The 26,747-nt window shown below is 65.4% G+C and carries 26 protein-coding genes; 5 read left to right on the plus strand and 21 right to left on the minus strand.

Going from position 1 to position 26,747, the window contains the following annotated elements; all coding sequences use genetic code 11:
* The 4 genes from D2V17_RS14595 to D2V17_RS14610 all read right to left on the minus strand — a co-directional run.
* The coding region (locus D2V17_RS14595; protein ID WP_147367430.1) for a hypothetical protein at positions 1-225 on the minus strand (225 nt) is incomplete at its 3' end.
* 2 nt (positions 226-227) lie between these two features.
* The gene (locus D2V17_RS14600) at positions 228-1,157 is read right to left on the minus strand and encodes a FecR family protein (protein WP_119593543.1); all 930 of its coding nucleotides are present in this window, start codon (positions 1,155-1,157) and stop codon (positions 228-230) included.
* 38 nt (positions 1,158-1,195) lie between these two features.
* Positions 1,196-1,726: an RNA polymerase sigma factor gene (locus D2V17_RS14605; protein WP_119593544.1), complete on the minus strand. Its 531-nt coding sequence runs from the start codon at positions 1,724-1,726 to the stop codon at positions 1,196-1,198.
* A gap of 73 nt (positions 1,727-1,799) precedes the next feature.
* Positions 1,800-2,060: a hypothetical protein gene (locus D2V17_RS14610; protein WP_119593545.1), complete on the minus strand. Its 261-nt coding sequence runs from the start codon at positions 2,058-2,060 to the stop codon at positions 1,800-1,802.
* A gap of 71 nt (positions 2,061-2,131) precedes the next feature.
* On the opposite strand from D2V17_RS14610, the gene D2V17_RS14615 reads away from it, so the two are divergent.
* Together D2V17_RS14615 and D2V17_RS14620 are read left to right on the plus strand one after the other, a co-directional pair.
* Positions 2,132-4,003 carry an ABC-F family ATP-binding cassette domain-containing protein gene (locus tag D2V17_RS14615; RefSeq protein WP_119593651.1) on the plus strand — a complete coding sequence of 624 codons (1,872 nt, stop codon included), beginning with the start codon at positions 2,132-2,134 and terminating at the stop codon, positions 4,001-4,003.
* An 8-nt stretch (positions 4,004-4,011) separates the two neighbouring features.
* Positions 4,012-4,509 (plus strand): GNAT family N-acetyltransferase, encoded by a 498-nt coding sequence (locus D2V17_RS14620; protein ID WP_119593546.1) that lies wholly within the window; start codon positions 4,012-4,014, stop codon positions 4,507-4,509.
* Here the strand turns inward: D2V17_RS14620 and D2V17_RS14625 are convergent.
* The 8 genes from D2V17_RS14625 to ald form a co-directional block, all read right to left on the minus strand.
* Positions 4,458-7,475, minus strand: a complete 3,018-nt coding sequence (locus D2V17_RS14625) for a TonB-dependent receptor (RefSeq protein ID WP_191229209.1) — start codon at positions 7,473-7,475, stop codon at positions 4,458-4,460. The two genes, D2V17_RS14620 and D2V17_RS14625, sit on opposite strands and share 52 nt — an antisense overlap.
* A gap of 42 nt (positions 7,476-7,517) precedes the next feature.
* On the minus strand, positions 7,518-8,114 hold the full coding sequence (locus tag D2V17_RS14630; RefSeq protein ID WP_191229210.1) for a FecR family protein: 597 nt from the start codon (positions 8,112-8,114) through the stop codon (positions 7,518-7,520).
* Positions 8,030-8,521: a hypothetical protein gene (locus D2V17_RS21410; protein ID WP_191229211.1), complete on the minus strand. Its 492-nt coding sequence runs from the start codon at positions 8,519-8,521 to the stop codon at positions 8,030-8,032. Before D2V17_RS21410 ends, D2V17_RS14630 begins: the two co-directional genes overlap by 85 nt.
* Positions 8,518-9,030: an RNA polymerase sigma factor gene (locus D2V17_RS14635; protein ID WP_119593549.1), complete on the minus strand. Its 513-nt coding sequence runs from the start codon at positions 9,028-9,030 to the stop codon at positions 8,518-8,520. Before D2V17_RS14635 ends, D2V17_RS21410 begins: the two co-directional genes overlap by 4 nt.
* A 101-nt stretch (positions 9,031-9,131) precedes the next feature.
* Positions 9,132-10,016, minus strand: coding sequence for a glycerophosphodiester phosphodiesterase family protein (locus tag D2V17_RS14640; RefSeq protein ID WP_119593550.1), 885 nt, complete (start codon positions 10,014-10,016; stop codon positions 9,132-9,134).
* Between the two features lie 70 nt (positions 10,017-10,086).
* Positions 10,087-12,792, minus strand: coding sequence for a TonB-dependent receptor (locus D2V17_RS14645; protein ID WP_119593551.1), 2,706 nt, complete (start codon positions 12,790-12,792; stop codon positions 10,087-10,089).
* Positions 12,793-12,869: 77 nt separating this feature from the next.
* Entirely contained in the window at positions 12,870-13,850 is a 981-nt protein-coding gene (locus D2V17_RS14650) for a glycerophosphodiester phosphodiesterase family protein (protein ID WP_119593552.1), read from the minus strand.
* A gap of 301 nt (positions 13,851-14,151) precedes the next feature.
* Positions 14,152-15,267 carry an alanine dehydrogenase gene (ald, locus tag D2V17_RS14655; protein ID WP_119593553.1) on the minus strand — a complete coding sequence of 372 codons (1,116 nt, stop codon included), beginning with the start codon at positions 15,265-15,267 and terminating at the stop codon, positions 14,152-14,154.
* A gap of 130 nt (positions 15,268-15,397) precedes the next feature.
* Here ald and D2V17_RS14660 point away from each other — a divergent pair, with 130 nt between their 5' ends.
* On the plus strand, positions 15,398-15,853 hold the full coding sequence (locus tag D2V17_RS14660; protein ID WP_119593554.1) for an Lrp/AsnC family transcriptional regulator: 456 nt from the start codon (positions 15,398-15,400) through the stop codon (positions 15,851-15,853).
* 12 nt (positions 15,854-15,865) lie between these two features.
* Here D2V17_RS14660 and D2V17_RS14665 read toward each other — a convergent pair whose 3' ends face one another.
* The 9 genes from D2V17_RS14665 to D2V17_RS14705 are packed head-to-tail and all read right to left on the minus strand — an operon-like array spanning position 15,866 to position 24,919.
* A complete protein-coding gene (locus tag D2V17_RS14665) occupies positions 15,866-17,296 on the minus strand; it encodes an NAD-dependent succinate-semialdehyde dehydrogenase (RefSeq protein ID WP_119593555.1) in 1,431 nt (476 codons plus the stop codon).
* A 30-nt stretch (positions 17,297-17,326) separates the two neighbouring features.
* On the minus strand, positions 17,327-17,896 hold the full coding sequence (locus D2V17_RS14670) for a cytochrome b (RefSeq protein WP_119593652.1): 570 nt from the start codon (positions 17,894-17,896) through the stop codon (positions 17,327-17,329).
* A gap of 16 nt (positions 17,897-17,912) precedes the next feature.
* Complete coding sequence (locus tag D2V17_RS14675) at positions 17,913-18,698, minus strand: SDR family NAD(P)-dependent oxidoreductase (protein WP_119593556.1); 786 nt, start codon at positions 18,696-18,698, stop codon at positions 17,913-17,915.
* On the minus strand, positions 18,695-20,290 hold the full coding sequence (locus D2V17_RS14680) for an acetolactate synthase large subunit (protein ID WP_119593557.1): 1,596 nt from the start codon (positions 20,288-20,290) through the stop codon (positions 18,695-18,697). Before D2V17_RS14680 ends, D2V17_RS14675 begins: the two co-directional genes overlap by 4 nt.
* 2 nt (positions 20,291-20,292) lie before the next feature.
* The gene (locus tag D2V17_RS14685) at positions 20,293-21,228 is read right to left on the minus strand and encodes an alpha/beta fold hydrolase (RefSeq protein ID WP_119593558.1); all 936 of its coding nucleotides are present in this window, start codon (positions 21,226-21,228) and stop codon (positions 20,293-20,295) included.
* 2 nt (positions 21,229-21,230) lie between these two features.
* Positions 21,231-21,836: an amino acid synthesis family protein gene (locus D2V17_RS14690; protein WP_119593559.1), complete on the minus strand. Its 606-nt coding sequence runs from the start codon at positions 21,834-21,836 to the stop codon at positions 21,231-21,233.
* 34 nt (positions 21,837-21,870) lie between these two features.
* Positions 21,871-22,359, minus strand: a complete 489-nt coding sequence (locus tag D2V17_RS14695) for a VOC family protein (protein WP_119593560.1) — start codon at positions 22,357-22,359, stop codon at positions 21,871-21,873.
* Positions 22,346-23,380: a WD40/YVTN/BNR-like repeat-containing protein gene (locus D2V17_RS14700; protein WP_245978734.1), complete on the minus strand. Its 1,035-nt coding sequence runs from the start codon at positions 23,378-23,380 to the stop codon at positions 22,346-22,348. The genes D2V17_RS14695 and D2V17_RS14700 overlap by 14 nt, the downstream gene beginning before the upstream one ends.
* 39 nt (positions 23,381-23,419) lie before the next feature.
* Positions 23,420-24,919 carry an aldehyde dehydrogenase family protein gene (locus D2V17_RS14705; RefSeq protein ID WP_245978735.1) on the minus strand — a complete coding sequence of 500 codons (1,500 nt, stop codon included), beginning with the start codon at positions 24,917-24,919 and terminating at the stop codon, positions 23,420-23,422.
* Positions 24,920-25,067: 148 nt separating this feature from the next.
* Here D2V17_RS14705 and D2V17_RS14710 point away from each other — a divergent pair, with 148 nt between their 5' ends.
* On the plus strand, positions 25,068-25,859 hold the full coding sequence (locus tag D2V17_RS14710; protein WP_119593563.1) for a 2-keto-4-pentenoate hydratase: 792 nt from the start codon (positions 25,068-25,070) through the stop codon (positions 25,857-25,859).
* Between the two features lie 14 nt (positions 25,860-25,873).
* On the plus strand, positions 25,874-26,677 hold the full coding sequence (locus D2V17_RS14715) for an SDR family NAD(P)-dependent oxidoreductase (protein WP_119593564.1): 804 nt from the start codon (positions 25,874-25,876) through the stop codon (positions 26,675-26,677).
* Positions 26,678-26,747 lie beyond the last annotated feature (70 nt).

The following is a 26,747-nucleotide window of genomic DNA, read 5'->3' on the forward strand; positions in this document are numbered from 1 at the left end:
CCGTCGTGCTGCTTCCGCCGCGTCCATCTGTCCGCGGATCGGCGGCACCCGGCGGCTGGCGATGGGAGCATCGGCGATGACGATGCTGGTCCCGGTCTGGCGCGCAATCGCAATCGCCGCGCGGCCCGCCGTACCCGCCGCGCTGTCGACCATCACCGGGTGCGCCAGCAGCGGTCCGGCCATCGCCAGCGCCATCACGGCAACACTTGTGGTGAGCAGCCGCATGCCTAGCGCGCCTCGATCAACCAACCGTCGCCCTGCGGACGCACGCTCAGCCCCAGCAGCGGCCCGAGCGAAGCCGGGTCGGCGCGGATCGGCGCGATCAGCACGCTGCCCGAAACCTCATCGCCCGCACTCGCCGCAGCGGCGCGGAAGGTCAGGCCCGACATGCTGGTCAGCTCATCCGCCAGTTCGGCGATAGAGATGCGCTCGAAGGTGATCCGTCCCTCGCGCCATTCGCCGACCTGTTCGAGCGCAATGGAGTGGACGCTGACCTCGCTGGAGCCGAGCGGACTTTCGAGCAATTGTCCCGGCTCGACCCGCACGTTCTGCCCCGCCGGATTGAAGATCACCAGCCCTTCCGAAACGCCGACGGCAAGCGCCTTGCGGCCAAGCCGCACCTCGAACACCGTGCCCGCATCGACCACCCGATCCGCGCCCACATCGAGCACGAACGGGTTGCTGTCGTCATGCACGATCGTGAACAGCGCCCGCCCCTTTTCGAGCGTGGCAAGGCGCGGCCTATCAGGATCGAGCGCGATGCGGCTGTCAGCGGCAAGGTCGATCGTGCTGCCATCGTCGAGCGCGATCAGGCGGGTTTCGCCCGGCGCGGTCTCGTAGGTCTGCACGCCCTGATCGCCCCACCACAGCCCGACCGCCACCACCATGAGCACCGCCGCCGCCACCGCCGCCGACATCCAGCGGCGCATAACCGGCTGCGCGGCGGGCGCTTCGTCGTTGGCGGGCAGCACGACATCGCGCTGCGCCTCAGCTTCGGCTGCATCGGCCACCGCAGCGGCAACCCGGTCATAGGCCTCGGCGTGAGCCGGATCCTGTTCGAGCCAGTCGGTGAAGGCGTCCCAGTCGGCAAAGCCGGGGTCGCCCACGCGCACCGCCCATTCGGCAGCCTGGTCAAGGATCGGATCGTCATGCTGCATGGTGCAGTCCTCCTGATCCCAAGACGGAATCGATTGCCTCAGACCTCATCGAGCTGCTCCCGCAAGCTGGCCAGCGCCTTGTAGGCCCGGCGCAGATCGCTCTCCACCGTGCTGAGGCTGACGCCGAATTCCTCGGCGATCTGGCGCTGGGTCAGCCCGTCGATCCGGTGGCGACGGAACACTTCGCCCACGCGCGGCGGCTCCAGATCGTCGAGCAGCTTCTGCACCAGCAAGGCCAGCTGGCGTGAGGCGAGCTGACGGTCGGCCGAAGGCGCATCGGAGACGCCGGGGGTCGCGCCCGAATGCACATCGCTCCAGGCCCGGTCGCGCCGGTCTGCCTGCCTGCGGGCGCGGTAGCGGTCGATCAGCAGCAGGTCGGCGGTGCGAAACAGATAGGACAGCGGCGAGGCGACCGGCCCGGTGCGCCGCGCGGTAATCTTCAGCCAGATCTCCTGCAACACGTCTTCCGCATCCTCCCCCGCCCCGCGTGCGGCAAGGAATCGCAGCAGGCGCTCCCGATTCTCCAGGAACGCCGCTTCAAGTCCGGTGGGGGAGGCCTGTGCTGTCATGACCCTGTGAGCGATACCGTGCGCGGTGGTGTAGGTGCATTCGGCCCGGTTGGCGAGAGGCCTTGGGCGTGCTTCATGGTTCGGTCGAGGCCGCCATCAGGTCCATCAGGTTGCGCGCCGCCTCGCGGTCGGCCTCGTCCTCGAAGGCGACATCGAGATCGGGCGCCGCGCCCAGCATGAAGAGCATCGACCACAAGGCGAACCGCCTGCCCCGGTCCTGTTCGAGGCCGAAATCGACCAGCATCCGGTCCACCCCCGCATCAATCGAGCGCGGGTCGACCTCGGCCAGATCGAAGGTGCCGAAATAGCGGTGCAGCAGGTCGTTCATGTCCATGCGCGGTGTTTAGCGCGCTTCGCGCATTCTGACCATTGGGCCGCGCCCACTGTGCTGCTATGGGCCCCGCCATGCTTACCATCGACGGCATCACCGTCCGGCTTGGCGGCCGGCCCATTCTCGAGCGCGCCAGCGCGACGATTCCGCAGGGCGCACGCGTCGGCCTGATCGGCCGCAACGGCGCGGGCAAGTCCACGCTGATGAAGGCGCTGATCGGCCAGATCGAGCCCGACGAAGGCCAGATCGGCAAGCCCTCGCGCGCGCGCCTCGGCTATATCGCACAGGAAGCGCCCAGCGGGTTGACCACGCCGGAAGAGGCCGTGCTCGCCGCCGATGTCGAACGCGCCAACCTGCTCGAAGAGGCCGAGACCTGCACCGATGTCGACCGGCTCGGCGAGGTCCACGAACGCCTGCTCGCCATCGACGCCTATAGCGCGCCTGCTCGCGCGGCGAAGATCCTCGTCGGGCTCGGCTTCGACGAGGAGATGCAGCGCCGCCCGCTCGACAGTTTTTCGGGCGGCTGGAAGATGCGCGTGGCGCTGGGCGCGCTGCTGTTTTCCGAGCCCGACGTGCTGCTGCTCGACGAGCCGTCGAACCACCTCGACCTCGAAGCGACCCTGTGGCTGGAGAACTTCCTCAAGTCCTATCCGGCCACGCTGCTGGTGATCAGCCACGAGCGCGACCTCCTGAACAACGTGGTCGACCATATCCTGCACCTGCAGGGTGGCAAGCTCGCGCTCTATTCGGGCGGCTACGACGCCTTCGAGAAGCAGCGCGCCGAACGGGCTGCGCAGCTCGCCTCGGCCAAGGCGGCGCAGGATGCGCAACGCGCGCGGTTGCAGGACTACGTCGCGCGCAACAGCGCCCGCGCCTCGACCGCCAAGCAGGCGCAGGCCCGCGCCAAGATGCTCGCCAAGATGCAGCCCATTGCCGCCTTGATGGAAGATCCGTCGCTGAGCTTCGAGTTCCCCTCGCCCGAGGAGCTGCGCTCGCCGATGATCACGCTCGATGGGGCGGCGGTCGGCTATGGCGAGGCCCCGCCGATCCTCCAGCGGCTGAACCTGCGGATCGATGCCGACGACCGGCTCGCGCTGCTGGGTCGCAACGGCAACGGCAAGACCACGCTCGCCCGCCTGCTCGCCGCGCAGCTTCAGCCCGCCGAGGGCGACATGGCCGCGCCGGGCAAGCTCAAGGTCGGCTATTTCACGCAGTATCAGGTCGAGGAACTGGCGAGCGATGCCACCCCGGTCGAGCTGATGACGCGGGCGATGGACGGCAAGACCCCCGGCGCGGTGCGGGCGCAACTGGGCCGGTTCGGCTTTTCCGGCCCGCGCGCGACCACCAATGTCGAGCAGCTTTCGGGCGGCGAACGCGCGCGGCTGGCCCTGGCGCTGATCACGCGCGATGCCCCGCACCTCCTCATCCTCGACGAGCCGACCAACCACCTCGACGTCGACGCGCGCGAGGCGCTGGTGCAGGCGCTCAACGACTATGCGGGCGCGGTGATCCTGATCAGCCACGACCGCCACATGGTCGAGCTGACGGCGGACCGGCTGGTGCTGGTCGATGGCGGCACGGCGAAGGACTATGCCGGTTCGATGGACGACTACATCGACTTCGTGCTGGGCCGCAACCAGCCGAAGAAGGAGGCCAAGCCCGGACAGGCCAAGACCTCCTCAGGCAACTCTGCCAAGTCGCGCGCCAAGGCCCGCTTCATCAAGTCCGAGCTGGCGACTGCCGAAAAGGCCATGGCCAAGCTGCAAGCGAGCCTCAGCGAAATCGATCAGGCGATGTACGAGCCGGCCAACGCCGTGCCCCATCTCGCCGACCGCACGATGAGCGATCTGCTCACCCAGCGCGCCAAGGTCAGCGACAAGCTGGAAAAGGCCGAGGCCGAATGGCTGGCACTGGGCGAACAGCTCGAAGCGCTGGAGCAGGCATAGAGGTTCGGATGGATAGGCACGGCGTGCAGATCCGCCCCTTCGACGCGGCGGAGGATCTGGCGAAGCTCTCGGCCATCTGGTTCGCCGCTTCGCTCAAGGCGCATTCGTTCATTGGCGAAGCGAGGCTGATTGAACAGCGTCGGCTGATCGAAGAGGAATACCTGCCGAAGGCGGTGACTTTCGTGGCTTGCCTCGACGGCCAACCGGTGGGTTTCATCAGCCTCCTCGGCAGCTTTGTCGGCGGGATCTTCGTCGCACCGGACCGGCAGGGCGCGGGCATCGGGCGCAAGCTCATCGCCCATGCGCTCGATCAGACCGGCGAGCTGACGCTTGAGGTCTATATCGCAAACACACAGGCCATGGCCTTCTACCGCAAGCTGGGCTTCCGCGAGCTTTCGCGGCGCGACATCGACGACTCCGGTCTCCCCTTCCCCAACGCCACGCTCCGCCTCGATCAGCCGATCTTCGCGCTCACACCGAGGCTCACGGTGCGGGGCACCGAGTAGCTGTCCTTGAGCCATGTCTGAGCGGGTCCGGTCACGCTTTCCAGCCGCTCTTCGGTGAGGTTCGCCACTTCCAGCACCAGGCTGACACCATCGGCCAGCCGGTAACGCGCCTGCATGTCAATCTGGCGCCGCGGAGCCCAGTACACGTCCTCCATCGGATTATCCACTTGCAGGCGGCGCAAGGCGCGGCCGGTCCAGTTCATCGCCGCGCGCAGTTCCAGCCTCGCGCGTGTGTAATAGACCGAAAGGTTGCGGATCTGCGAAGGCTGCCCCACCAGCCGATCCAGCTCGCGCACCGGCCCACCGGGCACCGGCACCTCCAGCGCCCCGCGCAGCAAGGTCCAGTTGGCGCTCAGCCCGAACGGCTCCAGCGGCGCGGCGAGCAATTCGAGCGAGGCAACGCTCACCCCCAGCTCCAGGCCGGAGACACTGGCCTTGCTGGCATTTTCGGGCCGCGTAACCGTGGCCTTGCGATAGAACACCCCGCCAAAGGCATATCCGCTCGTCACCGCATCGAAAATCTCGTCGGCGATGTTCTTGCGGAAGAGCGCCAGTGACACGAGCCCGCCCGCCGCACGCGGCAATTCCCATTCCAGCGACAGATCGAAGTTGTCGGAAATGCGCGGCCTGATCTCGGGATTGCCAAGCATCACGGTGACACCCAGCGCATCGGGATCGCCTTCGTCATCGCCGACCGCAAACCTCACCGACTGACGCGGCGCATAGGCTTCGAACCCGGGGCGGCCCATCGTCCGGCTATAGGCGGCGCGCAGCTTGAGCGCCTCGGCAAGTTGCACATTCGCCAGCAGCGAGGGCAGCAGTTCGAGATAGTCCGAGCGCGTATCCAGCGGCTCCCACCGGGACAGCAGCTTGCGATTGGCAAGCGTCTGCGCCCAGGTCTGCTCGGCGCGCACACCTCCAATCAGTTCCAGACCCTCGTGCTGGTAACGCGCCATGGCATAGCCTGCGAGCGTACGCTCTCGATGGCTGAAATTGTCCCTCACGCGATCGTCGGTCGGGTCCGTGCGGATGGCGCTGGCGAAGTTGTCTTCGAGCATCTGCCAGGCGGCAGCCGGGTCGATCACGATCAGCGGCAGAGCGCTCCGGTTCCAGCGCCGCAGCACGTCGCGTACAGCGCCCGCAGTGCCCAGCGATGCAGAGGTTCCCGGCAGGCGATACTCGTCGTTCTCAAAGGCATAGGTGTAGCGGGTCGCCTTCCAGGCAAGCCCTGCGGCAAACCCAAGCGAACCTTCCATATTGTGCTGCCAGTCGGCACGGGCCGCATCGGCGCGCGAGCGCGCCATGCGCGAGCGGTTGCGCCAATAGGTCGGCGCATAGGCCGCAAGGTCGCTGTAGGCTTCAGGCGCGACCGCAAAGCTGTGGTGAAAACCGCTGGTATCGTAGGCAAAGCCAAAGGCAGGCGAGCCGACCACCTCGCCCTCCCCGTCAGTTCCCGCGGTATATTTTGCCATCCGGTAAGGCTCATCGAGGCTGGCCTGCGAGAGGCTGCCCGACAGGCTGATCCGGTCGCGCGGCGATGGCTCCCACTCTGCGCTGACTTGCAGCAGGCGGACCGCACTGCGGGTGACGCCGTCGCGATAGCCGACCTGCACCGAACCGCGTTCGAACCGGCCCGAGGTCGCGGTCTGTTCCGCCACCGCAGCATCGTTGGCGCTGATGACGATCTCGTTGCGGGTGAAGCCATCGTCGAAACGATAGAGCCCGGCCAACGCCGCAAGGCTGAGGCGGTCGCTCGGCCTTGCCTCGACAGCGGCGCGCAGCCCCCAGCGTCGGCGCGTGCTTTCGTTGTACCAGGACTTGTCCTCGCGCGGCACGAGGATACCGTTGGACCGCGCGAAATCGCTGACCCGCTGGCCGTCGGCAGTGTAGTAGGTGAAGAAATTGCCATCGGCATTGCCATGCACGTCGCTGCTGTTGTCGAGCTTCTGCACATCCGCGGCGAGAAGCACGCCGAACCTGCGGTCTGGCCCGAACACATGCCCGGCAGTGATCGAAGCGTTGCCGCCAAACGGCGATTGCGGGCTGATGGCGCTGCGCTGACTGGCCTCGGACAGCCGGGCCTCGGCGACAAGGAAGCTGTCACCGCTGCCGGAGAACGGCATCAGCGTCTCCATGTCGATGGCGCCGCCGATGGCATTGGCGTCAAGCTCGGGCGTAAAGGTCTTGATGACCGTGAGCCGCGAGATCGCCGAAGCGGGCAGAAGATCCATGCGCCCGCCGCGACTGGCGCTGTTCGAGATCGCGTCGGGCACCCCGATCGAGGCAATCGGCAGGCCGTTCAGCGTGATATTGTTATAAGCCTGGGTCAGCCCCCGCACCACCGGCGCGATGGGCACATCGCGCGGATGCTCGTCATCGGCAATGGCAACCACCGAAATACCCGGAATGCGGCGCAATGCGTCGACCACCGTGCTGTCGGGCAGCCGCCGCATGTCGTCACCGGTGACGGCATCGACGATCCCGACGGCAGACACCTTGGTCTCGACCGAGAACTGGTTGGCCATGCGCTGGCCGGTCACGATCAGCGGGCGGGTGTCCTGCACCGGCGCAATGCGTGCTGCGGGCGGCGGCGCAGGCGGCTGGCTCCGGCGAACGGGGGCAGTGCTCTCGACGATGAGGATGACCACCCCGCGCCGCTGGCTTTCGAGCCCGGTGCCGCGCAGCAGCAGTTGCAGCGCGCGCTCGACCGACATGCGCCCGCTGAGCCCGCGCGTCCGCTTGCCGCGCAGCACTTCGGGCCGGGCGATGATCTGCATGCCGCTGTCGCGCGAAAAGGCGGCAATCGCCCCGGATAATGGCCCGGCTGGCACTGCGAAGGAAACATCGCGCGCCTGTGCCGGCGCTGCCGCCGCCGCCGCCATCGCTCCGGCAACCAGCACCATGCCGGGCCGCGTGGCGGAAGAGCGGAGCTGCCCGAGCATCCGTCCCAGGGTCCGCTGTGACATGCGATCAGCGCGGCTTAGCCATGCCATCGCATAATTCCCGGATCAGATCCGCTCGATCACGAAAGCGCTGTCGGTCTCCCGAACCCGGAAGTCGTACATTGCGCCAAGGCCCGAAAGCACCGCCCCCGGCTCCGACAGCATGAAGCGCCCCGCCACGCGCTGTTCGAGCAGCGCCGGGTCTTTCAGCTCGATTGTCTTGGTGGTCCATCGTTCAAGCCGGGGGAGCAACTGCGCCAGGGGCATATCGGTCACTTCCACCCAGCCGCTGCGCCATTCAGGCTCGCTGGGCCCGGCGTAGGCCACCGGCATCGTCGGAGTGCCGCCCTGCAACGTGGAACGCTGCGCCTGCCGCACCAGCACCGCTTCGTCCTCATCGGCCCCGACAGCGCCAAACCGCACCAGCCCGCGCGAGACTTCCAGCTCGACCTGGTCGTCATTGAGAGCGAGATCGAAGCGGGTTCCCAGCACTGTGACCTCGCCCGCGCCAGCCTCCACGGTGAAAGGCCGGTCGGCATCGTGGGCGACATCGAACAGCGCCTCGCCTGCGTTGAGTGTCACATGGCGAACATCGCCATCGAGCTGCACCTTGATCGCGCTCGCCCCGTTGAGCAGCACACTGCTGCCATCCGCCAACGCCACTTCGCGTACTTCACCGGCAGCAGTTCGGTAGATTTCGCCATGCGCCTGCGCCTCGCTTCTCGGCAGCCAGACAAAGGTCCCGACAACCACCGCCACCGCCGCCGCCGCGGCACCCAGCGCCAGCAGGCCGCGGCACCCAGCGCCAGCAGGCCGCGGAAAGCGCGACGCTCAGGCTCGGTATCGTTCGCCGCCACAGGCGCGACACCCTGCGCTGCGCTGTACTCTTCCAGGGCCGTGGTTACGCTTTGATCCGCGCAGTTGACCCACATGGCATCGAACAGCTCGCGTCGTCCTGGCTTGTCGCCCATCCACTGCGCGAAGGCCATGACATCGACCGGGCCGCCCAAATGCCGAGCCACCCATAGGGCTGCATCCACTTCATCTTCTTCGGTAATGTCGTCGTTCATCGAGAATTCGTATGCTCTTCCGCTGCTGCAAAGCCCCGGTGCAGGGCCAGCACGGCACGGGCAACGTGGGTGTCGACAGCCGCCGGGCTGATCGACATGGCTGCCCCCACCTCTTTCGCCGACATGCCATGCAGACGGCGCATAATAAAGACTTTGCGCCGCAGAGGCGGCATTTCGTCGATTATCCTCGCGGCCCGGTCCATGCGTTCCCTGTCGATCAGCGCCTGTTCCTGCGAGGGCTCCCCGTTCGCCGGCGCGCCCCCCTCGTCATCGGGCAGGACCTCCTCGGCCCGGCGCCTGCGGCTTCGGGCGCGGTCGATGATGAGATTGCTGGCAATCCGGTGCAGCATCCCGCCGACGTTGCCCACCGCCTCCTTGCGGTATTGGGAAAGGCGCAGGAAACTGTCCTGCACGATATCTTCGCTGGCCGAATGATCGCCCAACTTGCGGTAGGCCAACCGATAGACGTCGCCGCGAAACAGGCGGTATGCCGCTTCGTCCAGTTCCATGCCGCGCCCCTCTTCTTTGCAAGCGGGGCGGGCCTAGGTGAGGTTAGTGACACCTTCATTGCTGTAAGCGCGAGAAATGGCAGTTTTCGGCAGGTTCGCGGTTACTGCACCTGCCCTTCGACCGCCCTTGCGCGGCAGGTGGCAATGCGCGCGCGAAGCAGACGCGGATAGTCGGTCTGGATCACCGAGACACCGCGTTTGGCCAGATCGTCCAGCGCCGAACAGGCCGCCCAGGCATCGGGCAGGAGTGTGTCGATATCGCCCAGCGCATTGGCCCAGATCCGCGCCGGGATTGCGGCGATGGCCTCGCTGGCATCGTGGTCGAGCGTCTCGGTATCGCCGTGCACGATAGCCACCGGAAACAGCCCCCGGTTCTTCTCCGCCAAGGTGGCGTCGGGGCGCAGGCGGGTCATCACCGCGATGGCCGGGAGCAGCCTGCGGGCTTCGCGCAAGGTCTCGCTGTCGCTGTCGAACACGATAACCTGATCGGCCATGCCCAGCCCCTCGACCACGGCCATCACCGGGGCGACCCGGTCGGTCTTCATATCGAGATCGACCAGAATGCGCCCGCAACTGCGCCGCAGCATCTCGACAAGGCTCGGCGGCGGGGTGTCGCCACCCTTCAGCCGCAGCGCGCGCAGTTCGGCATAGGTCATGTCTTCGGCCAGGCCCGTGCCATTGGTGGTGCGATCCACCGTGCTGTCGTGCATGATGAACGGCACCCCGTCGCGCGACACGCGCACGTCGATTTCGAGCACGTCGGCCCCGTTCGCCACCGCTTCGTCAACCGCCGCGAGCGCGTTTTCGGGCGCGTTGAGATGTCCGCCGCGATGCGATGCGATCAGCACCGGGCCGGTGGAGTCGTGCAAATCGGCCTGCAATTGCGCGATGCGTGCGGTGTCGCCGCAAACCGGGGTGGCCAGCACAGGCGTTGCGGTTACCGCCAGCAGCATCGTGACGGCGAAGGTCAGAGGGGTCTTGATCATGTCGATGTCCTTCCCAAACGGGCGAGGAGGCGGACGCACGCAGCACCCGCCTCCCGCCACCAGTGCCCGATCAGAAGCGGCCCGAAACGCCGAGCCAGAGCACCCGGCCCTTCTGGCTGCGTTCGGCCACCAGCTGGCCGGTCGGCATTTCGCGGTAGTATTCGATCTCGGACCTGGTGAGGTTCTGGCCTTCCGCGATCAGCGTGAAATTGTCGCTTACACTGTAGCGGACCTGCGCCGAGACCTCGCCGCGACGGCGGCTGAAGATGTCGAACACCTCGGCATCCTCGTTGATCGACTTCAGGTAGTTGCCGACATGGTTGTAGGCCACCGAGGCGCCGAAGCGGTCGGTCTCGTAGGACAGCGTCGCGTTGGCGAGGAACTTGGGCTGACCTTCGAGCCCGTTCACGTTGCGCAGCGTCTCATCTGCCTGCACCACGGTCTGCTCGCCGTCGATGAAGGTGGCATTGGCCGAAAGCACGAAGTTGCCGAGGAAGCTGTCAGTATAGTCCTGAAAGTCCTGCCGTGCCGACAGTTCAAGGCCCTTCAGCTTGGCCGCCTGCGAGTTCATCGGCGTGGTCACGCGTGCCGTGTAGGTTTCCCCTTCATAGACAAAGCCATCGAGCGTGATGTTCTGGGTGAATATCAGGTCCTTGATGTCCTTGTAGAAGGCCGCCACTGACAGCAGGCTGCCCCGCCCCGCATACCATTCCAGCGACAGATCGAAGTTGTTCGAGGTGCGCGGCTTCAGATCAGGATTGCCGCGCGTGATCGAGATGACGTTGTCTTCGCTATCCTCGGGCAGGCCGATGCTTTCGCCGATGGCATAGTAGTTGAAGTCGGGCCGGCCGATGGTCTTCGAGTACCCGGCGCGCAGCACGAACCCTTCACCGAACTGGTAGCTGGCGATCACCGAGGGCAGGAAATAGTCATAGGTCGCGCGGCGATGGCTACGCACATATTGCGCCGCATCGTTGGGCTCCTTCGGCAGGTTCTTGTCCTGCAACCACAGGTCAATGTTGTTGACCGTCTGGTCATAGCGCAGGCCCGCGCGCAGGTTGAAGGCGTCGGTGCGGTAGTTGGCCTCGACATAGGCGGCGAAGATCTGCTCGTTGATGTCGTAGTCGCTGGAAATGTCGGTGTCGCTGTCGTCCGAGGTGATCGGCGTGCCCGCCGCCTGCCATGCGGCGCGATAGGCATTGTCGTCGATGAACAGGAAGTCGACATCGCTGTCGGTGGTGGGCAGGCGCACGCCGCGCACGAAGTTCTCCATCGTCGCCCTATCGCTCGCGTTGAGCAGGCCGGAGAGACGGTTTTCGTCGAACAGCTGGTCGGTGCTGGAGTAGCTCACCCCGGCATTGAACCCGAGGCCGCGGTCGTCCCTGTCGAAGTTGTACGACAGGTCGGCCGAACCGAAAGTGAGGTTCTGCGCCGCGCGCTGGGTGATGTGCTGGATATAGCCTTCCTCGTAGTTCGCGGCATCGTTGACGTAGGCCGGGTCGTAGAAATCGAGCACCGGGAAGCCCGCGCCGAGATCGTAGGAGAAGGCGCTCTCGGGAAGGTTGTTGGCGGTGCTGAACTTCGAGCGGTCGCGGATGGTGTTGAGGCGTGCGCGCGAGTGGCTGCCACGCAGCTCAAGGCTCAGGGCATCGTTCAGCGTCTGGTCGACGAGGCCCGAGACCACGAAGGTCTCGCGCTTTTGCGGCTGGTGCGAATAGCCGAGCGAGGTGCGACCCTGCGCCCATTCGCCATAGGTCTCCGTCTGGTTCGCAGGCGCGATCTTGTCGTTGGCCGTGGCGAGATACTCGTTCCGGATCTCGTCCTCTTCCTGATAGAAGTAGCCGGTGTAGATCGAGGCATAGGTGCTCTCGGACGGATCGTATTCGAGCTTCATCACGCCCGAGGCGCGCGTGACCTTGTCGTCATAAACGAAGATCTGGTTGCGCGAGGCCGCCGAATAGCCGTTGGTGTCGGTGATGTCGGCATAGTCGACCTGCTGGTTCGAGCCGGTGCGATAGATGCGATAGCTGCTGTCGACCGCGCCCGGTTTCTGGTCGTAGTTGCTCGAATAGTAACGCGCAAAGGAGCCGGAGACCACGAGGCCCCAGTCGCGGTTGGCGCCAAAGGGGGTGGAGAAAGTGGCGTCGGCGCGCACGTTCTGGCCCTGATCCATATCGGCGGCGCCAGCGGTGGAGTTGTCGCCAATCGAGGCGCGCACCGCGAGCGAGGTGCGGTTGCTGTCGAAGGCGCTGGCTGTGATGAGGTCGAGCTGGCCGCTCAACGCATGCGGGTCGAGGTTCGCGGTGATGGTCTTGATCGCGTCGATCCGGCTGACGAACGAGGGCGGCAACAGCTCGATGCGCGCACCCCGGCTGGAACTGGAAGTGGTGGCGAGCGGCATGCCGTCGATGGTCACCTGGTTGTAGGCCGAGCCGATGCCGCGGATCATCACGCTTTCGGCAAGGTCGGGCGAGCGGTCGTCGGCGGTGCCGAAGTCGGGCACCAGCGCGAGGCCGGGAATGCGCTGGGCGACCTGCGCGATGGTGAGGTCGGGCAGCAGCCCTGCCTGATCCTGGGCGATGGAATCGGTAATGCCGGTGGCGTCGCGCTTGGCCTCCACCGCCGCGACGTTCGAAAGGCGATAGCCCTGCACGACCAGAACGCTGCGGTCTTCGTCCTGATCCGGCTCGCTCTGGGCCATGGCGGCGCTGTGGCCGAGGGCAAGCGCGAGCACCGAGGTGGCGGCGGCGCAGGAAAGGCGGGAAATACGGGTCATGGGTAACAAGTCCTATTGCTTGAGGTCATTCGAAGTCGGTGATTGTTGTGAATTGGCGGCCACGGCAGGCCGCCGGCTCAGCCGCCCAAAGGGCAGCGGAAAGTGGTTGGCTGCACCTTGTCGAGGTAGGTGCGCAGGAGCAGCGGATAGTCGGTCTGGATGGCATCGACGCCCTCGGCGACCAGCGCGCCCCAAACGTGATCGGGATCGGTCAGCGCCTGTTCGTCGTCGTAGATGCGGCCCGAAAGGCTGTTCACCCAGAAGCGCGCACAGCGCGCGCGGATCAGCGGCGCGACCACCGGCGTGAAGGCGCGCGTCTTGACGTCGATCTCGTAGCTGACGGGCCGGATCGGATCGTAGGCCGCGATATAGCCTTGCGGATCGCTGGCGAGATAAGGCTCGCGCAGGATTGGCTGAAAGTTCACCTCACCCACCCACGGCGCATGTTGCAGCACCTCGGCCAGCGGGGCTTCGGCCTTGAACAGGATCTGATCCATATCGCCATGCTTCGCGATCAGAGCGAGCACCTGATCGGTCAGGTCGACCTTGGCGTCGAGATTGATCAGGATGCGCCCCCTGGCGGTGGCGAGCGCCTGCTCCAGCGTGGGCACACGGCGGTCGGTCAGCGGCGTGCCCCGCCCCTGCCCTTTGCGCAGATGAAGCTTGCGCACCTCGGCCCAGTCCATCTGGTCAAGCGGGCCCGAGCCATCGGTCGTGCGGTCGAGCGTTGCATCGTGCAACAGCACCAGTTGCCCGTCGCGCGTTGCCCGCACGTCGAGTTCGACCATGTCGACCCCGGCGGCGATACAGGCCTCGATCGCGTCGAGACTGTTTTCGGACGTTTCGCGCCAGCAGCCGCGATGCGCCACCACCATTACGGAGCCGTCGGGCCCGGCAAGGCGGCGTTCAAGCTCAGCCGTACGCGAAGAGACTGTCGCAAACGGCTGAGCAGGCTGAACGCAGGCAGCCAGCAACAGGCACGGCACAAGCGCCAGTAATGCAGGCGTGCGGGTGCATGCGCGCACCATGCGCGCGCAAAAGCGCTGGAGCTTTGTCATCGGTGTCCCTCATTGCGAAGGCCAAGATCCCTGCGGCCTCACCCCCTTGACGAGGGACACCCGGAAATCTGACAGAGCCAGCGATCTATTTTTTCTGGAATCCCATATATTACTGATATTCCGCAGAAATATCTCACACCGCGCGGTTGCAAGCTATGGAGGAAGGCCGTCCGCCACGCCCTGGCGACCACAAGCGCCTTGTCGGTGCTCCCTTCACCTGAACGTGCCTGCAATCGACGACGAACCGCGCTCCGGGTTGCTCACCCGGATCGCGGTCCTGCCCGTCTCGTGGTGCCGGAGACTATCCCAGCAGCGATGCCACCGGCACATAGTCGTAGCCAAGGTCATGGGCCACAGCCTCGTAGGTGACCTGGCCCTCGTGCACGTTGAGGCCCGCTGCCAGATCGGCATCGGCCTTCAGCGCCGCCTTCCAGCCCTTGTTCGCAATGCGCAAAGCATGCGGCAAGGTCACGTTGTTGAGCGCATAGGTGCTGGTCCGCGCGACAGCGCCCGGCATGTTGGCCACGCAGTAGTGGACGATGTCGTCGACCACATAGGTCGGTTCGGCGTGGGTCGTCGCCTTCGATGTTTCGAAGCAGCCGCCCTGATCGATCGCCACGTCGACCAGCACGGACCCCGACTGCATGGTGGAGAGCATTTCGCGGGTGACCAGTTTCGGCGCTGCGGCACCGGGGATCAGCACCGCGCCCACCACCAGATCGGCCTCGGCCACCTGCGCGGCCAGCGCGGCATGGCTGGAGAACAGCGTGTGCGCACGGCCTTCGAAGTGGTTGTCGAGCCGTTCGAGCACGGTCGGATCGCGGTCGAGGATGGTGACGTCGGCGCCCATGCCGACCGCCATCTGCGCGGCATTGATGCCGACCACGCCGCCGCCGATAACCACGACCTTGCCCGGCAGCACGCCAGGCACGCCGCCCAGCAACACGCCGCGCCCGCCTTGCGCCTTCTGCAAGGCTGTCGCGCCGGCCTGGATCGACATGCGACCGGCGACCTGACTCATCGGCTTGAGCAGCGGCAGCGAATTGCCCGGCCCGGTGACGGTCTCGTAGGCAATAGCCGTCACACCCGACTTGACCAGATCGGCGGTCTGCTCCGCGTCGGGCGCAAGGTGCAGGTAGGTGTAAAGGATTTGCCCCTTGCGCAGCTGCGCGCGTTCGACGGCTTGCGGCTCCTTGACCTTCACCACCATTTCGCACTCGGCGAAGATTTCGGCTGCGGTGGCCTTGATCGTCGCACCAGCGGCGACATAGTGTTCGTCACTCGATCCGATGCCGTCGCCCGCGCCTGTCTCCACCCAGACCTCGTGGCCGTTCAAGACCAGTTCCTCTGCGCTTTCCGGTGTCAGGCCGACCCGGTATTCATGGTTCTTGATCTCTCTTACCGTGCCGACACGCATCGCTTTGCTCCTTCAGATTTGGAGCGGCGAAGGTATCTCAAGCGCCCTGCCATTTCTTTTCGTTTTTTGTACAATCATTACGATAATTGGGATATAGTCTCGTTTCATAAACAATCATCGGGAGAAATTTGTGGACCCCATCGACCGGTCGCTGCTGCGCGCATTGCAAACGGATTCGTCACGCTCGATCGCCGAGCTCGCGGACAGCGTCGGGGCATCCTCATCGAGCTGTCATCGGCGGATCAAATCACTCGAAGCAGCGCACATCATCACCGGATATTCGGCGCTGCTCGATCCGGTCCGGCTGGGACTGAAGCTCCACGCTTTCGTGGAGATAACGCTCGAAAGCCAGAGCCGAACCGCAATGGAGCGGTTCGAGGCGGCCGTTGCTCAGTTCGACGACATCCTCGAATGCCACCTCACCTCGGGCAATGCCGACTACATCGTGCGCATCGCCGCGCGTGACCTCGAACATTTCGACAAGATCCACCGCGAGTGCCTGTCGCTGCTGCCCGGCGTCAGCTCGATGCGATCCAGCTTCGCGATCCGCACGATCAAGCGGTGGAAGGGCTACCCGACCGGATAGCCCTCGCGGCCCTCAGCCAAGGCCACCGAGCAAGCAGTATTTGATGGTCATATAGTCGGCGAGGCCATGGCTCGACCCTTCGCGGCCGAACCCCGATTCCTTCACCCCGCCGAACGGGGCAACCTCGGTGGAGATAAGGCCGTCGTTCACACCGACCATGCCGCATTCGAGTGCCTCCATCACCCGCCACTGGCGAGCGGCGTCGGCGGTGTAGAAGTAGGCTGCGAGACCATAGGGCGTGTCGTTGGCGATCCGCAGCGCTTCGGCTTCGTCCGAAAAGCGGATGACGGGCGCAACGGGACCGAAGATTTCCTCATGCGCAATGTCCATGTCAGTGGTGACGTCGGCCAGCACCATGGGGGCATGGAAGGCCCCGCCTTGCGGCACGTCCGCAAGCTCTCCAACCGGACGCGCGCCCTGCGCCTGCGCCTGCGCGACCAGACCTGCGACCCGGGCCGCTTCCCTGTGGCTCACCAGCGGGCCCATGGCGGAGGGATTGGCCACGCCGTCGCCCACCGTCATCGCACCGACCCGCGCGGCCAGCTTTTCGACGAAGGCGTCGTAGATGCCGTCCTGAACCAGAAAGCGGTTGGCACAAACACAGGTCTGCCCGGCATTGCGATAGCGCGACGCGATGGCCCCTTCGACGGCGCGATCGAGATCGGCATCGTCGAACACGATGAAGGGCGCGTTGCCGCCCAGCTCAAGGCTGAGGCGCTTCACCTGCCCCGCCGCCTTGGCCATGATCACCTTGCCCACCGCCGTCGAGCCGGTGAAACTGATCTTGCGGACCGCGCGGTGGGTGCAGAACAGGTCACCGGCATCGGAGGATTTGACCGCAGGCGCGACGCGGAACAGGTCGTGCGGGATACCCGCCTCCTGCGCCAGCGCCTCCAGTGCGAGTGCGGAAAGCGGCGTCATTTCGGCAGGCTTGACGATGATCGAGCAGCCCGCGGCGAGCGCCGGGCCCACCTTGCGGGTGATCATCGCCAGCGGAAAATTCCACGGGGTGATGGCCGCGCAAGTGCCGACCGGCTGGCGCAGGGTGACGATCCGCTTGCCCTCGGCATGGGTGGGGATCACCTCGCCATAGGCCCGGCGCGCCTCTTCCGCGAACCATTCGATGAAGGCCGCCCCGTATTTCACTTCGCCGCGTGCTTCATCGAGCGGCTTGCCGCTCTCCAGGGTCATCAGCCGCGCGAGGTCTTCGGTATGCGCAATGATGAGGTCGTACCACGCGCGCAGGATATCGCTGCGCTGCTTTGCCGTGCGGGCCGCCCAGCCGTGGCGCGCGGCCTCGGCAGCGTCGATTATCCGGGTCAGCGCATCGGTATCGTAGCGGCGCACGGTGGCGACCTGCGATCCGTTCGCCGGATTGGTCACGACAAGCCCGTTTGCGTCAAGCTGTTCGGGCCGCAGAAGCTGCAGGGAAGGTTCGGTCATCGTCAGGGTCTTTCCGGGGAAATGGATCGGCTAGAGCATCCGCGGCAGGACGTCGGTCTCGCCGCCCTTGTCGTGCAGGCGATGCTTCACCGCTCCGGCCGCATGCAGGACAACCAGCGCCAGAAGGATGTAAGCACCGTATTCGTGAAGTTCGTGATAGACGGCAAAGGCATCGTCATTCTTCGGCAGCAGTTCGGGCACTTCCAGGCCGAAGAACGGCACGCCGTCGCTCTGCGTGAAGCTCGACGACATCGCGTAGCCGAACATCGGCGTCACGATTGTCAGCACCATGATCGCGCGGTGGACGACATGCGACAGCGTCTTCTCCCACGGCTTCAGACTGTCCGGCGTGGACGGCAGGATACGCCGGTTGTTCCAGCGGATAAACAGATGCGTGAGCGCCAGCAGCCAAACGACAAGGCCGAACTGCTTGTGGTTGGGATAGAACAGGTCGAAGGTCGCCATGGGCGTGGTTTCCGGCAGGCTGGTCATATACCAGCCGGACCAGATCAGCCCGAGGATCAACACGGCCCGCGTCCAGTGCAACAGCCGCATCGACAACGGGTACTTCGCTCTCGCCTCTTCAGTGTTTGCGTGCATGCTCATCCCCTCCCCCTCACAGGTAGACGCCGCGCGAATAGCCGCCGTCCACCGTCAACGACTGGCCGGTTATGGCGACATCGGGCGCGTCTGCCAGATGGGCGACAGTCCGGCCAACCTGTGCCACGGTCAGAAACTGTCCGGTGGGGATATCCTTGCGGAATTCGTCTTCCACCACATTCACCAAGGTGCCGCGTTCCTTGGCTATTTCGGCAAAAAGCTCTTCCAGATGCGGGGTCAGGACAATGCCCGGATGAACCGCATTGACCGTGATCCCGAACGGGCCGAGCTGGTCGGACAGCACCTTCGTAAGGTGCGAGACAGCGGCATTGCGCAGGCCGCTCAGCGTATCGCTCGACCGGCCGGTCAACCCGCCGATGTTGACGATATGGCCGCGCCCCGCGCTCTTCATCGCCGGTACGACCGCCCGGGTGTAGCGCAGATAGCCGCCGACCTTGACGTCGGCATCGGCGATCAGTGCATCGACATCGACCTCCTCGATCGCACCGCCGATGGGGGTGGAGCTTGCCGCAGCATTGACCAGCACATCGATCCGCCCGAAGCGCGTCATTACATCGCTGGCCAGCGCGTCGACCGATGCCTGGCTCCGCGCATCCGAGGCGATACCGGTGACGGGAACGGCAACCTTGTCCGCGAGGCGCTCGGCAGCCTGCGCAAGGCGCTCCTCGCCCCGCGCTGTCAGCACGATGGCGAAGCCGGCATCGGCCAGCGCCTCGGCGATACCCGGCACCAGTCCACCGCTGCCGCCGGTGAGGATGGCAAGGCGCTGCTCGCCGGTCATGGCAGCTCGGCCTGGATCAGCAGCGGGCCATCGAGCGACAGCCCCTCCCGCAGCGCCTCGGCCATCTCGCCATTGGTGCGCGCGTGCCGCGCTTCGACGCCATAACCGCGCGCCAAGGCAACCCAGTCCACCCGGGGATGATCGAGGTCGGTCAGCTTGGAGACCACCGGATCGTCGAGCGGAATATCGGCGCGCTTCAGCTCGGTCTGGAGGATCGCATAGCGGTGATTGGCCGCGATGATCACCGTGACCTTCAGCCCCTCGCGCGCCATGGTCCACAGCGATTGCAGCGTATATTGCGCGCTGCCGTCGGATTGCAGCGCAATCACGCGCGCTTCTGGAGCCGCAATGGCCGCCCCGACAGCGCAAGGCAGGCCCTGCCCGATCGCACCGCCGGTGTTGGTGATGACGCGGTGCTTCTTCGCCCGGTGCGCCTGCTTCAACCACGGCCCGCCCATGGTCGAGCCCTCCAGCGAGATCACTGCATCTTCGGGCAATTGCACCAGCAGTTCCTCGACCACCGACGCGGGAGAGAGGTTTTCGTCCGCAGCGGGGGAGGCAACCGGCTGGCGCGGGGCGACAACCGGAGCATCCTTGCCGGCCTGTCCAAGGCGGCTTGCGACGGCCTCGAGCGCAGCGACAGCGTCCTCCCCCGGTGCGGCGAGACGGACAAGCCGCTCTTCCGGCACGAGCTGGCTCGGCCAGTCTTCATAGCCGAAATAGCTGACCGGCATCCGCGCCCCGGCCAGCACCACCAGCGCCTCGCCCATCTGCGCGATCACGTCGTCAGGAAAATAGGCCTGCCGCTCCACCATCGGCAGATCGCCGCCAAGCGAGACGATGGCCGGATAGGGCTCCATCAGCAGCCTGCCGCCCAGCGCCTCGGCCAGCGCGCTGCCAGCGCGCACGCCAGCCTCGCTCAGCGCCGTGCCGCCGATCAGCACGATGACCTGCGCCGCATCGCGCAGCCGTTCCGCCGCCGTGTCCAGCGCGGCTTCCGCCACCGGGCTGGGCTGATAGGCCTGCTCCTCCACCAAGTCTCCGCCAGCCGCAGCGGGCGCATCGACCACATCGGTGGGGAAGATGATGGTTGCAGCGCCGCCTTCCTCCCGGTTGGTCGCCGCGAAGGCCGCCTTCACGCCGTCGGTGATGGTATCGGTCTTGTCGAGATAGACGACCTCGCGCGAAACCGGCCTGGCGAGCGAGTGAATATCCGAGGTGAGCGGCGCATCGTATTCCAGATGCCAGGTCGCATGATCGCCGATCAGGTTGACGATCCGCGATCCGGCCCGGCGGGCGTTGTGCAGGTTGGCGATGCCGTTGGCAAAGCCCGGCCCCAGATGCAGCAGCGTCATCGGCACCTTGCCCGACACGCGCGCATAGCCGTCGGCCGCGCCGGTGCAGACGCCTTCGAACAGGCTTAGCACGCAGCGGATCCGCCCGTCGCGCGCCAGCGAACTGACCATGCTGAGTTCCGTGGTGCCCGGATTGGCAAAGCAGATCCGCGCGCCGCCGCTGTAAAGATCGTCAAGCAGCCGGTCTGCGCCGAGGCGTGCCGGGGGCTGCCCGTTGGTGCTGGTCGTGTCGGTCATGATCAAGTGTCCTGTCGTGACGCCGCGCCGCGGCAGGTGCGGATGCCGGCCAGAAAGCCTTCCACCAGGCGGCGGTAGCTGTCCGGCGCATCGTCGTGAACGTAGTGCGATGCCCCATCGACGCTGGCATGCGAAAGGGCAGGATTGGCCGCTTCGAGTTCCTCGACTTTGGCGAGGTTGCAGAAATCGGACTTGCCGCCGCGGATCACCAGGGTCGGCGTGCGGATCGCGGCGATCACCGGATGCAGATCAACCACTCGCTCCGGATCCGGCTTGACCCGCGTGGCGGCAATGCCATCCGCGTCGTAGCGCCACATCACGCCGCCCTCGCCGTTCTCGCGCATGGATTCGAACAAGCGCTCCTCGATCGCCGCATCGGCCACGTTGGGCCGCAACTTGCGCCAATAGGCCCGCGCATGCGCCCAGCTTTCGAACAGCGTCGGCAGTGCGGCCATTTCGGCCACGATGCGTTCGAACCCCGCTCCGGCAACCGAAGACCCGGCGGTAATATCCTCGACGATCAGGGCATCGAGCCGGTCAGGGTGCCTGGCCGCATAGCAATAGGAGGTCGTTCCTCCCATCGAATGGCCGAGCAGGACGAAGCGCTTCAAACCAAGGCCATCGACCACCGCCTCAAGATCGGCGAGATAGGCGTCGGTGTAGTAGTTGCGCTCGAAGTCCCAGTCGCTGCTGCCCCGCCCCCGCGCATCGAAAGCGATCAGACGCCAGCGATCCTGCAAGGCGGCGGCCAGAGCGCGCCATGTGCCCGAATAGCCGCGCAGGCCATGCAGCAGCACGATGGCGGGCGCATCGGCATCCCCCCATTCGCGCACATGAATGCCGATGCCGCCGCTGTCGATGCGGCGGCACCGCTCGCCATCGAGCTCAGCAACCGGAACCGGCGCCCCGCCATGCGCGGTGTCGCTAGCCTCGGTCACCGTCAGGTCAGCCCGTTGCCTTCGGCTTCTTCGGCCCTGAGACCGCCAAGCCGCGCATTGAGCCTGCCCCGCGTGGCGAAGACCCAGCACACGATCACTTCGTCACGGTTGGGCGCATCGTCGAACGAGACGCTCATGGTGTCATAGTGCGAGCGGACATAGAGCGCGTCCTTGTGGCCGAAGGGGATGTCGAGGATCGTCCCGGGCACGCCGCGCTTGCCGGTCGAAGGCACCCACGAGGCACCGCCGCCGAGCGCATCGCGAATGGGGTTGGCAGCCGGGTTTGTCAGCAGGGCATTGCCGTGCTCGTATTCGCCGTCGATGCCGACCAGGATCGCCTTGCCGTAGCTCTCCATCCTGGCGCCGCCGGTCAGCGCGTTCAGCCGGCGGCCGATCTCGATGCCCAGTTCGGGCGACCCGTCGATCCAGGCGGACAGGTCCTCGACGAACTGGCCGGAATAGGGGTTCTTGATGCAGGCGCCGATCATGTACTTGAACAGCGGTTCGCCGTCAGCCGGAGCGCCGGTTTCGCCCGCCCAGATCTCCTCGACCTGGCTGAACCACTTCCTGATGTGAAAAACGCCGAAATTGGGTGCGTGAGTAGTCATGTACTGATCCTGCAGAATGTGTCGAAAGCGGGCGTCAGAGACGCTCGGGGCTGACCGGGTTGGCCTGGCCCTCGTTGCGGTTAAGCTCGGCCTGCGAGGCCCCGTCGTCGGTGCCGATGCGCTGGCAGAAGACTTCGAGCATGTGGCCGTCCGGGTCGTAGAAATAGATCCCGATCGACACGCCATGGTCGAGGATTTCGGCTATCTCCACGCCGCGCTCTTGAAAGAAAGCGTAGTTGCGGCGCAGATCGTCCATGTTCGTGCCCGCCATCATCAGGCCGATATGTTCGAACTCCTTGCCACGGCTGGCATCGGGCTCGCCCGGAAACAGCGCGATGTCGTGGTCGGAGACGCCGAAGCTCAGGAACACGCCGCCCTTGTAGGGACCGTCGCCCGCGCGGGCGACGATCTTCATGTTCAGCACGTCGCTGTACCATTTCGCCGACGCTTCGGGGTCCTTCACGAAGAGGACGATATGCGCGATGCGATCGACGCGGATCGGAGAGATATCAGTTTGTGACATGCGGTAGCCCCAAGTCTTCAGGTACGCCGGGAATCCAGGTGACATCGGTCACCTCGTTGAATTCCCGCCATTCCTTTTTCCAGGTCTTGCCAGCGTCGTCCGAGCGATAAAGATAGCCGAACTTGCTGGCGGCGAGCATGAGGTCGGGATCAGCAGGGTTGCCGCCGAATGCCCACATGCAAGAATTGGACGGCTTATCGAGTTCCGATTTCGTCCATGTCTCGCCCGCGTCGGACGAGGTCAGGATGGCAGCTTCGGTTCCCGGCGTTCCATCGCCGATGCCCACGGCAATATCGGTGTTGCTGCCCGGCTTGCGCATCAGCAGGCGCGAGTAGCGCAGGCCCCAGGTTTCCTTGGCCGGCTGGCGGGTCCAGGTCTTGCCATCGTCGGTCGAACGATAAAGCGCGATAACGGTCAGCGCCAGATGCACCTTCGACCCGTCCGCCTGCTTCAGAACCATGACATCGTGGATATCGGAGTTGCCGCCGAAGGCTGACCAGGTGGTGTCGATCCGCTCCCAGTTGTCGCCGCCATCACGGCTGCGATAAAGGCCACCTTCCTCGACACCTGCCCAGACATCGTTGGCATCGTCGGGATCGACGGCCAGCGCCAGCATCCGCGGACGGTTCACCCCGCCGCAGAACTCGGGCCGCTCAAGCGAGGTGCGCTCCCAGGTCTTGCCGCCATCGCGCGAGCGAAACAGGACGGCGCGCGTCGGCGCGCCCGTGCCAGCATACATCACCTTGGGATCGCTTTCGCTCACCACGAGCTTCCACACCGAATAGCCATTCAGCGCGCAGTCGACCCGCTTCCAGTGGACGCCGTGATCCTCGCTGTAGAACAGCCCCTTCTCGGCACCTGCGAACAGGGCTTTCGGGTCTGCCGGATCGACCAGCAGGCAGCGCACCCGGTCGTCGTACTCCAGGTCCTGCCGGATATCGATCCGATACCAGTTTTCCCCGTCGTCATGCGACCGGATGAGCGCCTGCCCGTCGGTCGCGACTATCATCGTCCTGCTCATACAAACTCCTGCATTTTCTTTATTTTATTTGGCGTGGTGTCAGCTCAGGTTGACCCAGACGCTCTTGATTTCGCTGTAGAGTTCCATCGCCTGCCGGCCGTGCTCGCGGCCCCAGCCCGACTGCTTGAAGCCGCCGAACGGCGTGGCGTTGTCGACGAGGTTGAAGCAGTTGACCCAGACCGTGCCCGCCTTGACCTTGCCGGCCAGCCGGTGCCCCTGCTTGATGTCGTTGGTCCAGATTCCGGCGGAGAGGCCGAAGTCGGAATCGTTGGCCTGCGCCACCAGATCGTCGGCATCGTTCCAGCTCAGCGCGCTCAGCACCGGGCCAAAGATTTCCTCACGCACGATGCGCATGTCGCGGCCGGCGTTGGTCATGATGGTCGGCTGGAAGAAGAAGCCGTCAGCAAGGTCGCCCGGACGCCCGCCGCCGATCATCACCTCGGCACCTTCGTTCTGGCCGATCTCGACATAGGAATTCACCTGATCCCACTGCTCCTGCGACACCAGCGGGCCGAAATTGACCGAGGGATCGAGGCCGTTGCCGATGGTGAGCTGCGCCGCCTGATCGGCAATGCGCGCCAGCAGATCGTCGTGGATCGAGGCATGCGCATAGAGGCGCGAGCCTGCGGTGCAGGTCTGCCCCTGATTGAAGAAAATGCCCGCAGCGATCGAAGCGGCGGCGGCATCGAGATCGGCATCGGGCAGCACGATCTGCGGCGACTTGCCGCCCAGCTCGAGACTGACCTTCTTGAGGTTGCCGGTCGAGCCGCGCACGATCGCCTTGCCCACCGCCGTCGAGCCGGTGAAGGCGACCTTGTCGACACCGTGATGATCGACCAGCGCCGCGCCCGCTTCGCCAAAGCCGGTGATGACGTTGAACACGCCCTCAGGGATACCTGCTTCAAGGGCAAGCTCGGCCAGTCGCAGCGCGGTCAGCGGGGTCTGCTCGGCAGGCTTGAGGATCACGGTGCACCCGGCAGCCAGCGCCGGTGCGACCTTCCACGCCGCCATCGACATCGGATAGTTCCACGGCACGATCAGGCCGCACACACCCACCGGCTCGCGCACGGTGTAGTTGAGGATCTTGGCCCCGCTGCGCGGCGATACCGGCAGCGTCTCACCGCCGAACTTGGTCGGCCAGCCGGCGAAATAGCGGAAGGTCTTGATCGACCCTTCGATCTCGACCGCCTGCGTGAGGGTCGCGGGCTTGCCGTTGTCCATGCATTCGAGCACGGCAAGCTCTGCCGCATCGCGCTCGATGAGATCGGCCAGACGGTTGAGCAGCAGCGAGCGATCGACCGCGCTCATGTCGCGCCACGCCGGGTTTTCCAGCGCCTTGCGCGCCGCGCGCACGGCCAGATCGACATCCTCCACGCCGCCTTCGGCCACCTGGCAGATTTCCTGCCCGGTAGCCGGATTGACCGTGGCGAAGGTCTTGCCGGAAATGGCCGGAACGGACTTCCCGTCGATAATGAGCCCGCGCGGCGCCTTGGCCAGGCCTGCTGCCAGCGCTTCGGCCTTGGCAAATGATGTGGTCATCTCGTTCATGGCGATCCTCGGTCAGCTTTTGGGTTTCTGCGCCACGGCCACTCTTGACCGCTGGCGATTCCCCATACAGGTAGCTCAACCACGAAATGTAAACAATACTAGATTTGAAATCTTATTTGTTTCATATAAGGGACAATTGATGAGAGGAGTTCCGCTGGTGCCAGGCAATCAGGGCGATCTTGTGCGTGAGCTGTCCGCGTTGAAGGGCAGCCAGGCCATCGCACTTCCCGAGGGGCAGATATCGCTGGAAGAGGCCTACGCGGTTCAGCGGCAGGTGGCCGCGCGCAGCGACATGCCGGTCATGGTCTGGAAGCTCGGCCTCACGAGCGATGGCGCGCGCAAGGCATTCGGCACGAAAGACCCTGTGGTCGGCCGCCTGCCTGCCAGCGCGATCTACATGCGCGACAGCGACATCGCCTATTTCGGCCCCGAGATGTATGCCGAGGCCGAACTGGTGGTCGAGCTTGGCAGCGATCTTCCCGAAAAGGACGGGCCCTACACCCGAGACGACATTTGCAAGGCCATTGGCGGGATCTATGCCGGCATCGAGATCGTGCGCAGCCGCTTCGTCACGACGGACCTGCCGCTGCCGCTGCTGGTGGCTGACAATGTGATGGCCCATGGGCTGGTCTGGGGTCGCAAACTTGCCGAGCAGTGGGAAGACCGTTTCGCCGACATGCCCGTGACGCTGACCCGCAATGCCGAAGCGCCGGTCTCCGGATCGACCGCGCTGGTGCTCGGCAATCCGCTCGACGCGGTGGTCTGGCTCGCAAACTGGCTACGCGACACCGAAGGCCAGCGGCTGCGCGCCGACCAGCTAATCGCGACCGGATCATGCACCGGCGCGACACTCTTTCATGCAGACGATACCATCAGCGTGGACTTCGACGGTGCCGACGGGGCGCGCGTTTCGGTCGTGCGCCAGGACTAACAGGAGACAATATCATGAGCCTCGATCTCGGACTGGAGGGCAAGGTTGCCATCATCACCGGCGGCGGTGTCGGCATCGGCAAGGAAACGGCCCGCAAGCTGATGCTGGCCGGCGTTAAGGTCGCCATCGCCGCGCGTACGGCCAGCAAGCTGGAAACCGCTGCCGAGGAACTGCGCAAGGCAACCGGAGGCGAGGTCATCGTGGTTCCGACCGACACCACCTCGAAGGAATCGGTGGAAGCGCTGGTGGCCAAAACCGTCGAGGCCTTCGGCGGCGTCCATATCCTCGTCAATTGCGCGGCGGCCCCCGGCGGGCTGGTGCGCAACGCGATCGAGGAAGCGGACGAGGATATGCTGCTGCTCGATCTCAACACCAAGCTCTTCGGCTATTTCCGTACAGCCAAGGCCTGTGTCCCGCACATGCGCAAGGCCGGTTGGGGGCGCATCGTCAATGTCGGCGGCCTGACTGCCCGCTGCACCGAAGCGCTTTCGGGCATGCGCAACACCGCGCTGGTGCACTTCACCAAGACGCTCTCGGACGAGGTCGGGAAGGACGGCATCACCGTCAACATCATCCATCCCGGCGTGACCCGCACCGAGCATATCGAGGAGTGGTTCGCCGAAATGGCCGAGGAGGAAGGCACCACCGTGGAGGCGATCACCGCGCGCGAAGCGGGCGATCCGGCTGCGCTGAAGCGGATGCTGGAGGTCGAGGAAGTGGCCGACCCGATCGTGTTCCTGTGCTCCAAGCTGGGCAGCGGCATCACCGGCGAATCCATCGCGGTCGATGGCGGCCTGTCGCGAGCCGTGTTCCTCTAAGCAACAGGCGCAAAAAGGGGGCGCTGGATGATCGATCCAGCGCCCCTCTTTGCATCCGAGTTCCGGGTCG

The sequence above is a fragment of the Aurantiacibacter xanthus genome (assembly GCF_003584015.1).
Taxonomy (GTDB): Bacteria; Pseudomonadota; Alphaproteobacteria; order Sphingomonadales; family Sphingomonadaceae; genus Alteraurantiacibacter; species Alteraurantiacibacter xanthus.

Bases quoted from the DNA above. Each gene is read 5' to 3' on its own strand.
- D2V17_RS14690 (WP_119593559.1), bottom strand. From the start codon at position 21,836: ATGACTACTCACGCACCCAATTTCGGCGTTTTTCACATCAGGAAGTGG.
- D2V17_RS14705 (WP_245978735.1), bottom strand. From the start codon at position 24,919: ATGACCACATCATTTGCCAAGGCCGAAGCGCTGGCAGCAGGCCTGGCC.
- D2V17_RS14665 (WP_119593555.1), bottom strand. From the start codon at position 17,296: ATGACCGAACCTTCCCTGCAGCTTCTGCGGCCCGAACAGCTTGACGCA.
- D2V17_RS14610 (WP_119593545.1), bottom strand. From the start codon at position 2,060: ATGGACATGAACGACCTGCTGCACCGCTATTTCGGCACCTTCGATCTG.
- D2V17_RS14650 (WP_119593552.1), bottom strand. From the start codon at position 13,850: ATGACAAAGCTCCAGCGCTTTTGCGCGCGCATGGTGCGCGCATGCACC.
- D2V17_RS14620 (WP_119593546.1), top strand. From the start codon at position 4,012: ATGGATAGGCACGGCGTGCAGATCCGCCCCTTCGACGCGGCGGAGGAT.
- D2V17_RS14680 (WP_119593557.1), bottom strand. From the start codon at position 20,290: ATGACCGACACGACCAGCACCAACGGGCAGCCCCCGGCACGCCTCGGC.
- D2V17_RS14710 (WP_119593563.1), top strand. From the start codon at position 25,068: ATGAGAGGAGTTCCGCTGGTGCCAGGCAATCAGGGCGATCTTGTGCGT.
- ald (WP_119593553.1), bottom strand. From the start codon at position 15,267: ATGCGTGTCGGCACGGTAAGAGAGATCAAGAACCATGAATACCGGGTC.
- D2V17_RS21410 (WP_191229211.1), bottom strand. From the start codon at position 8,521: ATGAACGACGACATTACCGAAGAAGATGAAGTGGATGCAGCCCTATGG.
- D2V17_RS14670 (WP_119593652.1), bottom strand. From the start codon at position 17,896: ATGCACGCAAACACTGAAGAGGCGAGAGCGAAGTACCCGTTGTCGATG.
- D2V17_RS14615 (WP_119593651.1), top strand. From the start codon at position 2,132: ATGCTTACCATCGACGGCATCACCGTCCGGCTTGGCGGCCGGCCCATT.
- D2V17_RS14640 (WP_119593550.1), bottom strand. From the start codon at position 10,016: ATGATCAAGACCCCTCTGACCTTCGCCGTCACGATGCTGCTGGCGGTA.
- D2V17_RS14695 (WP_119593560.1), bottom strand. From the start codon at position 22,359: ATGTCACAAACTGATATCTCTCCGATCCGCGTCGATCGCATCGCGCAT.
- D2V17_RS14675 (WP_119593556.1), bottom strand. From the start codon at position 18,698: ATGACCGGCGAGCAGCGCCTTGCCATCCTCACCGGCGGCAGCGGTGGA.
- D2V17_RS14645 (WP_119593551.1), bottom strand. From the start codon at position 12,792: ATGACCCGTATTTCCCGCCTTTCCTGCGCCGCCGCCACCTCGGTGCTC.
- D2V17_RS14600 (WP_119593543.1), bottom strand. From the start codon at position 1,157: ATGCAGCATGACGATCCGATCCTTGACCAGGCTGCCGAATGGGCGGTG.
- D2V17_RS14635 (WP_119593549.1), bottom strand. From the start codon at position 9,030: ATGGAACTGGACGAAGCGGCATACCGCCTGTTTCGCGGCGACGTCTAT.
- D2V17_RS14605 (WP_119593544.1), bottom strand. From the start codon at position 1,726: ATGACAGCACAGGCCTCCCCCACCGGACTTGAAGCGGCGTTCCTGGAG.
- D2V17_RS14715 (WP_119593564.1), top strand. From the start codon at position 25,874: ATGAGCCTCGATCTCGGACTGGAGGGCAAGGTTGCCATCATCACCGGC.
- D2V17_RS14700 (WP_245978734.1), bottom strand. From the start codon at position 23,380: ATGAGCAGGACGATGATAGTCGCGACCGACGGGCAGGCGCTCATCCGG.
- D2V17_RS14625 (WP_191229209.1), bottom strand. From the start codon at position 7,475: ATGTCACAGCGGACCCTGGGACGGATGCTCGGGCAGCTCCGCTCTTCC.